The 14,294-nt window shown below is 62.5% G+C and carries 12 protein-coding genes; 11 read left to right on the top strand and 1 reads right to left on the bottom strand.

The features are described from left to right. The first annotated feature begins 12 nt into the window (after positions 1 to 12). The 11 genes from ACTJLB_RS00215 (at position 13) to ACTJLB_RS00165 (ending at position 13,370) form a co-directional block, all read left to right on the top strand. A complete protein-coding gene (locus ACTJLB_RS00215; protein WP_440782090.1) occupies positions 13 to 636 on the top strand; it encodes a methyltransferase domain-containing protein in 624 nt (207 codons plus the stop codon). 235 nt (positions 637 to 871) lie between these two features. After that, on the top strand, positions 872 to 1,252 hold the full coding sequence (locus tag ACTJLB_RS00210; protein ID WP_440782089.1) for an FmdB family zinc ribbon protein: 381 nt from the start codon (positions 872 to 874) through the stop codon (positions 1,250 to 1,252). Positions 1,253 to 1,324: 72 nt separating this feature from the next. After that, a complete protein-coding gene (locus tag ACTJLB_RS00205) occupies positions 1,325 to 1,978 on the top strand; it encodes a DUF502 domain-containing protein (protein ID WP_020069630.1) in 654 nt (217 codons plus the stop codon). A gap of 76 nt (positions 1,979 to 2,054) precedes the next feature. Continuing rightward, the gene (aspS, locus tag ACTJLB_RS00200; protein ID WP_027777846.1) at positions 2,055 to 3,854 is read left to right on the top strand and encodes an aspartate--tRNA ligase; all 1,800 of its coding nucleotides are present in this window, start codon (positions 2,055 to 2,057) and stop codon (positions 3,852 to 3,854) included. A 221-nt stretch (positions 3,855 to 4,075) separates the two neighbouring features. Further along, entirely contained in the window at positions 4,076 to 4,561 is a 486-nt protein-coding gene (gene nudB / locus ACTJLB_RS00195) for a dihydroneopterin triphosphate diphosphatase (RefSeq protein ID WP_027804890.1), read from the top strand. Beyond that, positions 4,558 to 5,817 carry a cardiolipin synthase ClsB gene (gene clsB, locus ACTJLB_RS00190; protein WP_440782088.1) on the top strand — a complete coding sequence of 420 codons (1,260 nt, stop codon included), beginning with the start codon at positions 4,558 to 4,560 and terminating at the stop codon, positions 5,815 to 5,817. The genes nudB and clsB overlap by 4 nt, the downstream gene beginning before the upstream one ends. A gap of 318 nt (positions 5,818 to 6,135) precedes the next feature. Beyond that, positions 6,136 to 6,735 carry a TetR/AcrR family transcriptional regulator gene (locus tag ACTJLB_RS00185; RefSeq protein WP_020069634.1) on the top strand — a complete coding sequence of 200 codons (600 nt, stop codon included), beginning with the start codon at positions 6,136 to 6,138 and terminating at the stop codon, positions 6,733 to 6,735. A 117-nt stretch (positions 6,736 to 6,852) separates the two neighbouring features. Further along, a complete protein-coding gene (locus ACTJLB_RS00180) occupies positions 6,853 to 8,640 on the top strand; it encodes an acyl-CoA dehydrogenase C-terminal domain-containing protein (RefSeq protein ID WP_087750875.1) in 1,788 nt (595 codons plus the stop codon). Positions 8,641 to 8,755: 115 nt separating this feature from the next. Beyond that, positions 8,756 to 11,191 (top strand): 3-hydroxyacyl-CoA dehydrogenase/enoyl-CoA hydratase family protein, encoded by a 2,436-nt coding sequence (locus ACTJLB_RS00175; protein ID WP_408170457.1) that lies wholly within the window; start codon positions 8,756 to 8,758, stop codon positions 11,189 to 11,191. Between the two features lie 76 nt (positions 11,192 to 11,267). After that, positions 11,268 to 12,467, top strand: coding sequence for an acetyl-CoA C-acyltransferase (locus ACTJLB_RS00170; RefSeq protein ID WP_020069637.1), 1,200 nt, complete (start codon positions 11,268 to 11,270; stop codon positions 12,465 to 12,467). Positions 12,468 to 12,599: 132 nt separating this feature from the next. Further along, on the top strand, positions 12,600 to 13,370 hold the full coding sequence (locus ACTJLB_RS00165; protein WP_440782087.1) for an enoyl-CoA hydratase: 771 nt from the start codon (positions 12,600 to 12,602) through the stop codon (positions 13,368 to 13,370). Between the two features lie 8 nt (positions 13,371 to 13,378). Here ACTJLB_RS00165 and fdhD read toward each other — a convergent pair whose 3' ends face one another. Next, a complete protein-coding gene (fdhD, locus tag ACTJLB_RS00160; RefSeq protein WP_440782086.1) occupies positions 13,379 to 14,218 on the bottom strand; it encodes a formate dehydrogenase accessory sulfurtransferase FdhD in 840 nt (279 codons plus the stop codon). Positions 14,219 to 14,294: the final 76 nt, after the last annotated feature.

Below are 14,294 nucleotides of genomic sequence, written 5' to 3'. Positions count from 1 at the left end.
GCGAGGCACGTGATGAGCGACACGACCCAATCCCCGGTCCCCGATTTTGAAAACCGTGATCCGAATTCGCCGGCGTTCTGGAACGAGCGGTTCGAGCAGCATTTCATGCCGTGGGATCAGGCGGGTGTGCCGTCGGCGTTTCAGTCGTTTGCGAGCCGGCACACCGGAAAAGCGGTGCTGATTCCGGGTTGCGGCAGCGCATATGAAGCGGCCTGGCTGGCAGAGCACGGCAGCCCGGTTCGGGCGATTGATTTCTCGCAGGCAGCGGTTGCGGCGGCGCGGGCGCAATTGGGCGAGCAACATGCAGAACTCGTGGAAGAAGCCGATTTCTTCACCTACGAGCCGCCGTTCAGGCCGGCGTGGATCTATGAGCGGGCGTTTCTCTGCGCGTTGCCGTTGGCGCGGCGCGTCGACTATGCGCGTCGAATGGCGGATCTGTTGCCGGCGGGCGCGCTGCTCGCCGGATTCTTCTTTTTCGGCGCGACGCCGAAGGGGCCGCCGTTCGGCATCGAGCGTGGCGAACTGGAAGCGCTGCTGACGCCGTTTTTCGAACTGCTCGAAGACGAACCCGTGACCGATTCGATCGCCGTATTCGCGGGGCGCGAGCGCTGGCTGACCTGGCGCCGCCGCGCGTGAGCGTGGCGCGGCGGGATTTGGCGGGCGACTATAGCGGCAACTGGAAGCGGCTACGTGCGAGACATATACCCGCTTCCGGCGTCAAAGCGGCCCTTGATTTTCCCGGTAGCCGCCCTCATCTGGCGCATCGGCGGTCGCGTCGGACGCTTATCCCCAAAATGCGGGGAGCGTTATCGTTTGCGGCTATAATTCAAGGCTTTGCAAGCGTTTACAAGATTTCAGTAGGGAACAGGTCATGCCGATCTACGCTTATCGTTGCGAGTCATGCGGCTTCGGGAAAGACGTGCTTCAGAAGATGAGCGACGCCCAGTTGACGCAATGTCCCGAATGCGGGAAAGACACTTTTCGGAAACAGGTTACGGCCGCAGGCTTCCAGTTGAAGGGCTCCGGTTGGTACGTGACCGACTTCCGCGGCGGCAATGGCGGCACGAGCGCGCCGGCGAAGGCGGACGCAGACGGTGCGTCCAACGGCAGCCCGGCCGGGGCTGCCGCACCTGGCGGCAATGGCGCCGCGAAATCCGACACGGCCACGGCCAGCAGCGCAGCCGCCACGCCGGCCGCGCCCGCTGCGGCGCCGGCGGCTAGCACAGGCGCTAGCAGTTCGGGCAGCGCCTAGTGGGACTGCCGCCCTCGCGGGCGGTGCACACGCCGCGCAGCGCTTTCGCGGCGCGGCTTTCTGGCGGTACACATGACGACGAAAAAAACGACGCTCAAATCGGTGTTTCTGACTGGCCTGCTGGTGCTGGTGCCTTTGGCCATCACACTGTGGGTGCTCGGTCTGATCATCGGCACGATGGACCAAACGCTGTTGCTACTGCCGCGCGCATGGCAACCGGAGCGTGTGTTCGGCTTCCGTCTGCCGGGTCTCGGCGCGGTGCTGACACTGGCATTCATCTTTGTCGTCGGGCTGCTGACGCAGAACTTCGTCGGGCAGAAGCTCGTGAAGTGGTGGGAAGTCGTCGTCGCGCACATTCCCGTGGTCGGACCGATCTACACGAGCGTCAAGCAGGTGTCCGACACGCTGCTGTCGAGCAGCGGCAACGCCTTTCGTAAGGCGCTTCTGATCGAATATCCGCGCCGTGGCTCCTATACGATCGCGTTTCTCACCGGCATTCCGGGCGGCGACGTGATCAATCACCTGAAGGAAGATCACGTCAGCGTCTACGTGCCGACTACGCCGAACCCAACGTCCGGCTTCTTTCTGATGGTGCCGAAGAGCGAAGTGATCGAACTCGACATGACCGTCGACGCCGCGCTCAAGTACATCGTCTCGATGGGCGTGGTGGCGCCGTCCGCGCCGCCGGCGCCGGTGCGCCGCACGACAGTCGAGCCTCCGCTGTAATGCCGGCGCGCAACGTTTCACGCAGTGTTCAGCTGCGGCGCGCCGTTCAACTAATGCAAAACGAAAGTCAAACATCATGTCGATGAGATCTGAATACTGCGGTCTGGTGACCGAAGAACTGCTGGGCCAAACCGTCTCGCTGTGCGGCTGGGTAAGCCGCCGCCGCGACCATGGCGGCGTTATCTTCATCGACCTGCGCGACCGCGAAGGCCTCGTTCAGGTCGTCTGCGACCCGGACCGCGCGGAGATGTTCAAGGCCGCCGAAGGCGTGCGCAACGAATTCTGTCTGCAAATCAAGGGCGTGGTGCGCAGCCGTCCGGAAGGCACGACGAACGCCGCGCTGAAAAGCGGCAAGATCGAAGTGCTGTGCCACGAGCTGATCGTGCTGAACGCGTCGATCACGCCGCCGTTCCAGCTCGACGACGACAATCTGTCGGAAACGACGCGTCTTACGCATCGCGTGCTGGACCTGCGCCGTCCGCAGATGCAGCACAACCTGCGTCTGCGCTACCGTGTCGCGATCGAAGTGCGTAAGTATCTGGACGCGCAGGGCTTCGTCGACATTGAAACGCCGATGCTCACCAAGAGCACGCCGGAAGGCGCTCGCGACTACCTGGTGCCGTCGCGCACCAACCCCGGCCAGTTCTTCGCGCTGCCGCAATCGCCGCAACTCTTCAAGCAGCTCCTGATGGTCGCGAACTTCGATCGCTACTACCAGATCGTCAAGTGCTTCCGCGACGAAGACCTGCGCGCCGACCGTCAGCCGGAATTCACGCAGATCGACTGCGAAACCTCGTTCCTGTCGGAACAGGAAATCCGCGATCTGTTCGAAGCGATGATCCGTCACGTGTTCAAGGAAACGATCGGCGTCGAGCTGGACGAGAAATTCCCGGTTATGCAGTATTCGGAAGCCATGCGCCGCTTCGGTTCGGACAAGCCGGACCTGCGCGTAAAGCTCGAGTTCACCGACCTGACCGACGCGGTCAAAGACGTCGACTTCAAGGTGTTCAGCACGCCGGCCAACACCAAAGACGGCCGCGTCGCGGCGATCCGCGTGCCGAAGGGCGGCGAGCTTTCACGTGGCGACATCGACAGCTACACGGAATTCGTGCGCATTTACGGTGCCAAGGGTCTCGCGTGGATCAAGGTCAACGAAGTGGCGAAGGGCCGTGACGGCCTCCAAAGCCCGATCGTCAAGAATCTGCACGACGAAGCGGTCAAGGCGATCATCGAGCGCACCGGCGCGCAAGACGGCGACATTATTTTCTTCGCGGCGGACCGCGCGAAGGTGGTGAACGACAGCCTCGGCGCGCTGCGCCTTAAGATCGGCCACTCGGAATTCGGCAAGGCAAACGGCCTCGTCGAATCGGGCTGGAAGCCGCTGTGGGTGGTCGACTTCCCGATGTTCGAATACGACGAGGAAGACAACCGCTACGTCGCCGCGCATCACCCGTTCACGAGCCCGAAAGACGAGCACCTCGAGTATCTGGAAACGGACCCGGCGCGCTGTCTCGCAAAGGCATACGACATGGTGCTGAACGGCTGGGAAATCGGCGGCGGCTCGGTGCGTATTCATCGTGAAGAAGTGCAGAGCAAGGTGTTCCGCGCGCTGAAGATCAACGCGGAAGAAGCGCAAGCCAAGTTCGGCTTCCTGCTCGACGCGCTGCAATACGGCGCGCCTCCGCACGGCGGCATCGCGTTCGGCCTGGACCGCATCGTCACGATGATGGCCGGCGCCGACTCGATCCGCGACGTGATCGCGTTCCCCAAGACGCAGCGCGCGCAAGACTTGCTCACGCAAGCGCCGAGCGAAGTGGACGAGCGCCAGTTGCGCGAGTTGCACATCCGCTTGCGTACGCCGGAACCGAAGGCGTAATCGAGGCGACCCGCGGCTGCCTGTGAACGGCAACGCGGGCTAGCACGCAAGCTGGCATAAGCAACATCGAGCAAGAAACGCTTGATGAAATAGCAAAACGAGAAAGGCGCGTCATGCGCCTTTTTTGCTTTTTGCGTTACAGTCCATGCAACAGCTTCTGCTCGCTCATTGGACCACTCGCCGACATGTACCGCGCAAGCGTTGCGCCCAGTTTTCACGCCATGCCGAAACCGCCAAAGATCCCGCAGTCCGTACTTGTCGTCATTCATACGCCCTCGCTCGACGTGCTGTTGATCGAGCGCGCCGATATTCCGGGCTTCTGGCAATCGGTGACGGGTTCCAAAGACCGGCTCGATGAGCCGCTCGCCGAGACGGCGATCCGTGAAGTGGCCGAAGAAACGGGCATCGTGATCGGCAGCGCACTGGTGCCGGAGAGCGCCTTGTTCGACTGGCAATACTCGATCGAGTACGAGATCTATCCGCAGTTCCTGCATCGTTACGGCGAAGGCGTGATCCATAACACCGAGCATTGGTTCAGCGTACAAGTGCCCGAACAGCTCGAAGTGACATTGGCGCCGCGCGAACACACCGCATTTCTCTGGCTGCCATATGAAGAGGCGGCGTCGCGTTGTTTCTCTTCGTCGAATGCGGATGCGATTCTGCAATTGCCCAAGAGGCTGCGCGAGCGTTCGGAGTCTCGCGCATGAGCGTCGGCGGCGCACGCCGCTTCGCCCGCCTGCGGCAATCGCTGCTCGGCCGCCGCTATTGGCAGCGCTACCGCTTCACGAGCGGCAACGACGTCAAGCTGCTGCGCTCGGGCGGCGAGTACTTCAGCGCGCTCATCGAGCGCATTGATGCCGCGGAGCGCGACGTCGTTCTCGAAACCTACATCTTCTGCAACGACGAGGCCGGCCAGTCGGTCGGCGCAGCGTTGCTGCGAGCGGCGGCGCGTGGCGTGCGCGTGCGAGTGATTACCGACGGCATCGGCACTGCGCGCCTGTCGATGTTCGACGAGTGGGCCAGCGCGGGCATCGAGCATCGGATCTACAACCCGCATATCTTCGGGCGCTTCGGTTTTTCGCGCACGCACCGCAAGCTGGCCGTGATCGACGATCAGTTCGGGTACTGCGGCGGCATCAACATCGTCGACGATTACGAGAACGACGGCGAACGGCTGCCCTATCGACGCTGGGATTTCGCGGTGGAATTGCACGGGCCGGTGGTTAACGACATCCGCGAGGCCTTTGAAGTGCAATGGCGCCGGATTCGCGTCGGACATCGGCCGCTCGATTCGTTGGAGCCGGATCTGACTCCGAAGACGGCATCGTCCCTCGGCAACCTGAGACGTCGCCGCCGGCGCCGCAACGAGGAGTTGTGGGCGGGCGGCGAACCCTGCGTCGCCTTCGTCGCACGCGACAACCTGATCAATCGCCGGGCGATCGAAAAGGCGTATCTGACGGCGATCGGCCAGGCTCGCCACGAGGTGCTGCTGGCGAACCCGTACTTCATGCCGGGCCGCAAACTGCGGCGCGCGCTGGTATATGCGGCGCGGCGGGGCGTGGTGGTGAAGCTGATCATCGGGCGCAAGGAATTCAAGGCGCTCGATTACGCCGTGCCGTTTCTCTATCGCGCGTTGCTTCGAGCAGGCGTGCAGATCGCCGAGTACGAGAAAACCCTGCTGCACGGCAAGGTCGCGGTGGTCGACTCGAACTGGGCGACCGTGGGTTCGTCCAATCTCGACGCGCTGAGCCTGATGCTCAATAACGAGGCTAATGTCGTGCTGGTAAACGATCCGTCGATCGACGCGCTTCGCGAGGCGATTCTGGTCGCCTTCAAGGACTCACGGCGTATCGACGAAGCGCACTACGATGCGCGTCCGGCCGGCGAGCGCCTGCTCAACTGGCTCGCCTACACGACCTACCGGGCGGTGATGAAGGTGCTCACGGTGGGCGGCTACGATTGAAGGGGCGCCAACGCAACACAGACGCAATGCCAACATGGCGCCCCGCCCCTTCCTGATGGCGGCCTTTGTACGGCATCATGCCGGCCTTACGACGAAAACGGCAACGGAAGCAGCAATCAAACGGGTGTCCCCTGAGCAACAATTGCCTCAAGGCGAACCCCTCTAAAAAATCAGCTTCCTCCGATTGCCAGATGCCGCAGAATTGAAACCTGGTTAGAAACCGGTTTCTAATAAAGTCCTTGTTTCGCGGACGGCGCCACTCAATAATAGTACGGCCGTTCGATTTTCATTTCGGTCACATTAGAACGGTAAAAAGCTATGCGAAAAGGCGAACAGACGCGAGTCGCGATTCTCGATGCAGCACTTGATCTCGCAAGCCGCGACGGACTTGAAGGTCTGACGATTGGCCTCCTGGCCGAGCGCATGCAGATGAGCAAAAGCGGTGTGTTCGCGCATTTCGGATCGCGCGAAGACTTGCAGGTTGAAGTGGTGCGCGAATATCACCGTCGTTTCGAAGACGAAGTGTTCTTTCCGAGCCTGCGCGAACCTCGCGGACTGCCGCGCTTGCGAGCGATGATTTCCCGCTGGATCGAGAAGCGCATTCAGGAAGTCACGACCGGGTGCATCTACATCAGCGGCGCCGTCGAGTACGACGACCGCGCGGATAGCCAGGTGCGCGAGCAACTTGTGTCGAGCGTGACGATCTGGCGCGCGGCGCTGACTCGCGCGATTTCGCAGGCGGTAGAGGAAGGGCATTTGCGTGCCGATACGGACCCGCAGTTGATGCTCTTCGAACTGTACAGCTTCACGCTCGGCCTGCATCACGACGCGCGCTTCCTGCATCTGCCGGATGCGGTGCGTCTCACGTGGGCCGCGCTGGAAAAATTGATTGTTTCGTATCAGAGCGAAAGCCGTTAGTGCAAACCGCGGCAAACCGCGAAACCTGAACAAGGTTCGGCGGCGAGAACGCGAACAACATCCGCGTGACGCACTTGCGCTAACGGCCTGGCTTCTTGTCAAACTTTGGAGAGAGTCATGGGACAGTACGCCGCGCCGCTGCGCGACATGCAATTCGTGTTGCACGAACTGCTTAACGTCGAAGCCGAGATCAAGCAGATGCCGAAGCACGCGGATCTCGACGCGGAGACGATCAACGCCGTGCTCGAAGAGGCCGGCAAGTTCTGCTCCGAAGTGTTGTTCCCGCTCAATCACAGCGGCGACCAGGAAGGCTGCACGTACGTCGGCGACGGCGTCGTCACCACGCCGAAAGGCTTCAAGGAAGCCTATCAGCAGTATGTGGAAGCTGGCTGGCCGGCGCTTGGCTGCGATCCGGAATACGGCGGCCAGGGGCTGCCCGCGTTCGTCAACAACGCGTTGTACGAAATGCTGAACTCGGCAAATCAGGCGTGGACCATGTATCCGGGTCTCTCGCACGGCGCCTACGAATGTCTGCACGCACACGGCACGCCCGAGCTGCAGCAGCGCTATCTGCCGAAGCTCGTTTCCGGCGTATGGACCGGCACGATGTGTCTGACCGAACCGCATTGCGGCACCGATCTCGGCATTCTGCGCACCAAGGCCGAGCCGAACAGCGACGGTTCGTACTCGATCAGCGGTACGAAGATTTTCATCTCCAGCGGTGAGCACGATCTCGCAGAGAACATCGTCCACCTCGTGCTCGCGCGTTTGCCGGATGCACCCAAGGGCACCAAAGGCATTTCGCTTTTCATCGTGCCGAAGTTCGTTCCGAACGAAGCCGGCGAGCCGGGCGAACGCAATGGCGTGAAGTGCGGCTCCATCGAACATAAGATGGGCATTCACGGCAACGCGACCTGCGTGATCAATCTCGACAACGCGAAGGGCTGGCTCGTCGGTGAGCCGAACAAAGGCCTGAACGCGATGTTCGTGATGATGAACGCGGCGCGCCTTGGCGTCGGCATGCAGAGTCTCGGCCTCACCGAAGTTGCGTATCAGAACTCGCTCACGTACGCGAAAGAGCGTCTGCAGATGCGTTCGCTGACCGGCCCGAAGGCGCCCGAGAAGGCCGCCGATCCGATCATCGTCCACCCTGACGTGCGTCGCATGCTGCTCACGCAGAAGGCCTATGCGGAAGGCGCGCGCGCGTTCTCATACTGGTCCGCGCTGCACATCGACAAGGAGCTGTCGCACGCCGACGAAGCGGTGCGTAAGGAAGCCGCCGATCTCGTCGCGCTGCTCACGCCGATCCTGAAAGCGTTCCTGTCGGACAACGCGTTCGAAGGCACCAATCACGCGATGCAGATTTACGGCGGCCACGGCTTCATCGCCGAGTGGGGCATGGAGCAGTACGTGCGCGACGCGCGTATCAACATGATCTACGAAGGCACTAACGCGATTCAGGCGCTCGACCTGCTCGGCCGCAAGATTCTCGGCGACATGGGCGCGAAGATGAAGAAGTTCGGCAAGCTCGTCACGGAGTTCGTCGAAGCGGAAGGCGTGAAGCCGGAAATGCAGGAATTCATCAACCCGCTCGCCGACATCGGCGAAAAGGTGCAGAAGCTGACCATGGAAATCGGCATGAAGGCCATGCAGAACCCGGACGAAGTCGGCGCCGCTGCCGTGCCGTACTTGCGCACTGTCGGCCATCTCGTGTTCTCGTACTTCTGGGCGCGCATGGCGCGCATCGCGCTGGACAAGGAAGCGTCGGGCGACCCGTTCTACAAGGCGAAGCTCGCCACCGCGCGTTTCTACTTCGCGAAGCTGCTGCCTGAAACCGCCATGACGATCCGTCAGGCGCGCGCAGGTTCGAAGCCGCTCATGGAAGTCGAAGAAGCGCTGTTCTAAGCCATCTCACGGAACGCGTCGCGCTTGTTCGAACAGCGCGACGCGTTCGCCAGTCACACATGTCGCGAACCAGCCGACACATTCGCGACACCGCATAACTCCCCGGAGGAACGACGTGAGCAATCTGATCATTCGCAAGGTAGCCGTGCTCGGCGCCGGCGTGATGGGCGCGCAGATCGCCGCGCACCTGATCAACGCCAAGGTGCCCGTACTGCTGTTCGACCTGCCCGCCAAAGAAGGCCCGAAGAACGCGATCGCGCTGAAGGCGATCGAGAATCTGAAGAAGCTGTCGCCGGCGCCGTTCGGCGTGAAAGACGACGCGCAATACATTCAGCCGGCGAATTACGACGACGACATCGAGAAGCTTGCCGAATGCGACCTCGTGATCGAAGCGATCGCCGAGCGCATGGACTGGAAGCACGACCTGTACAAGAAGGTGTCGCCGCATATCGCGCCGAACGCGATTTTCGCGACCAACACGTCGGGCCTGTCGATCACCGAACTCTCGCAAGGTTTCGCGGACGAGCTGAAGGCGCGCTTTTGCGGTGTGCACTTCTTCAATCCGCCGCGCTACATGCATCTCGTCGAACTGATTCCGACCGCGACGACGCGCCCCGAAATTCTCGATCAGCTGGAAACGTTCCTGACGAGCGTGGTCGGCAAGGGCGTCGTGCGCGCGAAGGACACGCCGAACTTCATCGCGAATCGCGTCGGCATTTTCTCGATTCTCGCCGTCATTACCGAAGCCGCGAAATTCGGCCTGCGTTTCGACGAAGTGGACGACCTGACCGGCTCGCGTCTCGGCCGTGCGAAGTCGGCCACGTTCCGGACCGCCGACGTGGTCGGTCTGGACACAATGGCGCACGTCATCAAGACGATGCAGGACAACCTGAAGGACGATCCGTTCTTCCCCGTCTACGAAACGCCGGCCGTGCTCGCCGAACTGGTGAAGAAGGGCGCACTCGGTCAGAAAACCGGCGGCGGCTTCTACCGGAAAGAAGGCAAGGCGATCAAGGTGCTCGACCCGAAAACGGGCGACTACGTGGATGGCGGTGCGAAGGCGGACGAACTGGTCGGCCGCATCCTGAAGCGCCCGCCGGCCGAGCGCCTCAAACTGCTGCGCGAATCGCAGCATCCGCAGGCCCAATTCCTGTGGTCGATTTTCCGCGACGTGTTCCACTACATCGGCGTGCATCTGGAATCGATCGCCGATAACGCGCGCGACGTCGACCTGGCAATTCGCTGGGGCTTTGGCTGGAACGAAGGCCCGTTCGAAGGCTGGCAGACGGCGGGCTGGAAGCAGGTCGCCGAATGGGTGCAGGAAGATATCGCGGCGGGCAAGGCGCTCTCGAACGTGCCGCTGCCGTCGTGGGTGCTCGACGGCCCGGTCGCCGAGAAGGGCGGCGTGCATACGAACGAAGGTTCATGGTCGCCCGCTTCGAAGACTTTCGTGCCGCGCTCATCGCTCGGTGTGTATGACCGGCAGGTGTTTCGCGCACCGCTCGTCGGCGAAACGGCTGCTGACCCTAAGACCTACGGCAAGACGCTATTCGAAACCGACGCCGTGCGCGCCTGGGTGGACGACCGCGCCGGCGAAAACGACGTGCTGATCGTGTCGTTCAAGAGCAAGATGAACACGATCGGACCGTCGGTGATAGACGGTCTCACGCAGGCAATCGAGCTCGCTGAGAAAGAGTACAAAGGTCTCGTCGTATGGCAGCCGACATCGCTGAAGCTCGGCACGCCGGGCGGCCCGTTCTCCGCGGGCGCCAACCTTGAAGAAGCGATGCCCGCGTTCATGATGGGCGGCGCGAAGGGCATCGAGCCGTTCGTGAAGAAATTCCAGCAAGGCATGCTGCGCGTGAAGTATGCGAGCGTGCCGGTCGTTTCCGCGGTATCGGGTATCGCGCTTGGCGGCGGCTGCGAGCTGCTGCTGCATAGCGCGAAGCGGGTCGCGCACATCGAAAGCTATATCGGTCTGGTGGAAGTCGGCGTGGGTCTCGTGCCCGCGGGCGGCGGCCTGAAGGAAGCGGCGCTGCGCGCAGCGGAAGCCGCGACGCAAGTCGGCGCGACCAACGACCTGTTGAAGTTCGTGCAGAAGTCGTTCGAAAACGCGGCGATGGCGAAGGTCTCCGCCTCCGCGCTCGATGCTCGCGCAATGGGTTATCTGAAGCCGTCCGACACGATCGTCTTCAACGTGTTCGAGCTGCTCGACGTCGCGAAGAAAGAAGCGCGCGCGCTGGCCGGCGCGGGTTATCGTCCGCCGCTGCGCGTCACGCAAGTGCCGGTCGCCGGACGTTCGGCGATCTCGACGATCAAGGCTTCGCTCGTGAACATGCGCGACGGGCGCTTCATCAGCGAGCACGACTTTGTGATCGCAAGCCGTATCGCGGAAGCCGTGTGCGGCGGCGACGTGGAAGCAGGCAGTCTCGTCGACGAAGAATGGCTGCTGCAACTGGAGCGTCGCGCATTCGTGGATCTGCTGGGCACGCAAAAGACCCAGGAACGGATCATGGGCATGCTGCAGACCGGCAAGCCGGTGCGGAATTGAGCGACTAGCGCAAATACATTTGCATGGGGCGGGAGTAAGCGCGAAAGCGTCACCGCCGCCTACATCGGAGCTTCAAATGACAAAGCAATTGCAAGACGCATACATCGTCGCCGCGAGCCGTACGCCGATCGGCAAGGCGCCGCGCGGCATGTTCAGGAATACGCGCCCCGACGAACTGCTGGTTCACGCGATCAGATCGGCCGTTGCGCAGGTGCCTGGTCTGGACACCAAGGTGATCGAAGACGCCATCGTCGGCTGCGCGATTCCCGAAGCGGAACAGGGCTTGAACGTCGCGCGGATGGGCGCATTGCTGGCCGGTTTGCCCAATTCGGTCGGCGGCGTCACGGTGAACCGCTTCTGCGCGTCGGGCTTGACCGCGCTGGCTATGGCTGCGGATCGCATCCGCGTGGGTGAATCGGACGCGATGATCGCGGGCGGCTGCGAATCCATGAGCATGGTGCCGATGATGGGCAACAAGCCGTCGCTGTCGCCGCACATCTTCGATCGCAACGAAGACGTCGGCATCGCGTACGGCATGGGCCTGACCGCGGAAAAAGTCGCCGAGCGCTGGAAGATCAGCCGCGAAGCGCAAGATGCGTTCTCGGTCGAATCGCATCGCCGCGCAATCGCTGCGCAGCAAGCCGGCGAGTTCAACGACGAAATCGCCGCTTACACGATCACCGAACGCTTCCCCGATCTGGCCACCGGCGAAGTGCGCGTCAAAACGCGTGAAGTCGCGCTCGACGAGGGCCCGCGCGCGGATACCTCGCTCGAAGGTCTCGCGAAGCTGCGCACGGTGTTCGCGAACAAGGGCTCAGTGACGGCGGGCAACAGTTCGCAGACGTCGGACGGCGCGGGCGCGCTGATTGTCGTGTCGGAAAAGATCCTGAAGCAATTCAATCTGACGCCGCTCGCACGCTTCGTGAGCTTTGCGGTGCGAGGCGTGCCGCCGGAAATCATGGGCATTGGGCCGAAGGAAGCGATTCCCGCCGCGTTGAAGGCTGCGGGTCTCAAGCAGGACGACATCGACTGGATCGAGCTGAATGAAGCGTTCGCCGCGCAGTCGCTCGCGGTGATTCAGGACCTCGGTCTCGATCCGTCGAAGATCAACCCGCTCGGCGGAGCGATCGCGCTGGGTCATCCGCTTGGAGCGACGGGCGCGATTCGTGCGTCCACGGTCGTGCACGGTCTACGCCGCCGCAACTACAAGTACGGCATGGTGACGATGTGCGTGGGCACGGGCATGGGCGCAGCCGGCATTATCGAGCGGCTGTGACCCAGTCCCCGCCGGTGTTAGCGGCAAGCCGTTAAGGCGCGCAGAACGGTTCGCAGGCTTGCCGCTTGCGAACCGTTTTCGCATTCGCAGCAGCAGTTTTCCAGCAGTTTCCGCAGCAGTCGAGGAGACAAAATGACGACGGATATTCTGGTCGAGCGCGCAAATGGCGTGCTGACAATTGCCTTCAACCGGCCGGACAAGAAGAACGCAATCACGGCCGCGATGTACCAAACGATGGCCGACACGCTGGTGCGGGCGCAAGGCGACGCGTCGGTGCGCGCGATCCTGATTCGCGGCAGCGCGAACATCTTCAGCGCCGGCAACGACCTCGAAGACTTCATGAAGTCGCCGCCAATGGGCGAAAACGCGCCGGTGTTCCAGTTCCTGCGTGCAATCAGTTCGGCCGAGAAGCCGGTGGTCGCGTCAGTGGCGGGACCGGCGGTGGGCATCGGCACAACGCTGCTGCTGCATTGCGATCTTGTCTATGCCGCCGACTCCGCGAGCTTCTCGCTGCCGTTCGCGCAACTCGGGTTGTGCCCGGAAGCGGCGTCGAGCCTGCTGCTCGCGCGTGTCGCCGGCTACCAGGCAGCAGCCGAGAAACTGCTTCTTGGCGAGGCATTCGACGTCGCCGAGGCACAGCGCATGGGCTTCGTGAACCGCATACTCCCGGCTGCGGAAGTCGATGCGTTCGCGGCATCGCAAGCAGCGAAGCTGGCCGCGCTGCCGGCGTCGTCATTGCGGGTGACGAAGAGCCTGATGAAGCGCGCGAGCCACCAGGAACTGCAAACGCAGATGTCGGAAGAAGCCGTGCATTTCGGCAAGATGCTGATCGCGCCCGAAGCGCGCGAGGCGTTCAAGGCGTTCTTCGAAAAGCGCAAGCCTGACTTCCGGCAATTCGACTGAGCGGCTGCTCAGCTTTGTGACGGCTGCGCCGTGTCGTAATCGACGTAGCTGGTTTCACGGCAGAAGCTGACGAGCCGCACGCCCGCCTTGCGGGCAATCGCAATTGCAAGCGACGAGGGCGCCGAGATCGTCGCGACCATCGGCACGTCGACGCGAGCAGCTTTGCGCACGAGCTCATAACTCGCGCGGCTCGACAGGAACACGAAGCCCTCTTTCGTATCCACGCGATCGAGCACGAGTTGGCCGATCAGTTTGTCGAGCGCATTGTGGCGGCCCACGTCTTCGAACGCATAACGTATTGCGCCCGCCGCGTCGCACCATGCGGCGGCGTGCAAGCCGCCCGTGAGACGCGTGAGCGCCTGATGCTGCGGCAACTCGCGAGCGGCGCGCGCAATCGCGTCCGGTGCGAGCCGCTGCAGAAAGCCAGTGTCCGGCACGCGTTCGGGTTTCAGATCGAGCAGGTCGATGCTTTCTATGCCGCACACGCCGCAGCCGGTGCGGCCGGCGAGCGCACGGCGCTTTTCCTTCAGCGCGACGAACGCCTGCTGCACGACCTGCAACTGCACTTCGGCGTGCGGCAATTCGCCGTCGTCATGCAATTCGACCTCGATGTCCTGAATGTCGCTGCCGCGCGCGACGATTCCTTCCGAGATTGCGAAGCCCACCGCGAACGCTTCGAGGTCGCGCGGGGTGCACATCATCACCGCATGCGAAATGCCGTTGAAGACGAGCGCGACCGGCCACTCCTGACCGACGTGGTCGGTGACCGTTTCGACCGCCGCACCGCGATGACGGTGCACCTGACGCTCCACCGCGCCTGGCTGGCCGGTTGTTTCCAGTTCGTTCAAGCTGATTCACTCCATTTATGCTGCGTGCGCACCGTACCGGACTGCGCCGCCGGTGTGCGAATAAGGTTCTAAAATA

The sequence above is a fragment of the Paraburkholderia sp. 22098 genome (genome assembly GCF_052045935.1).
Taxonomy (GTDB): domain Bacteria; phylum Pseudomonadota; class Gammaproteobacteria; order Burkholderiales; family Burkholderiaceae; genus Paraburkholderia; species Paraburkholderia caledonica.
This window is presented reverse-complemented; position numbering and strand designations above follow the sequence as displayed.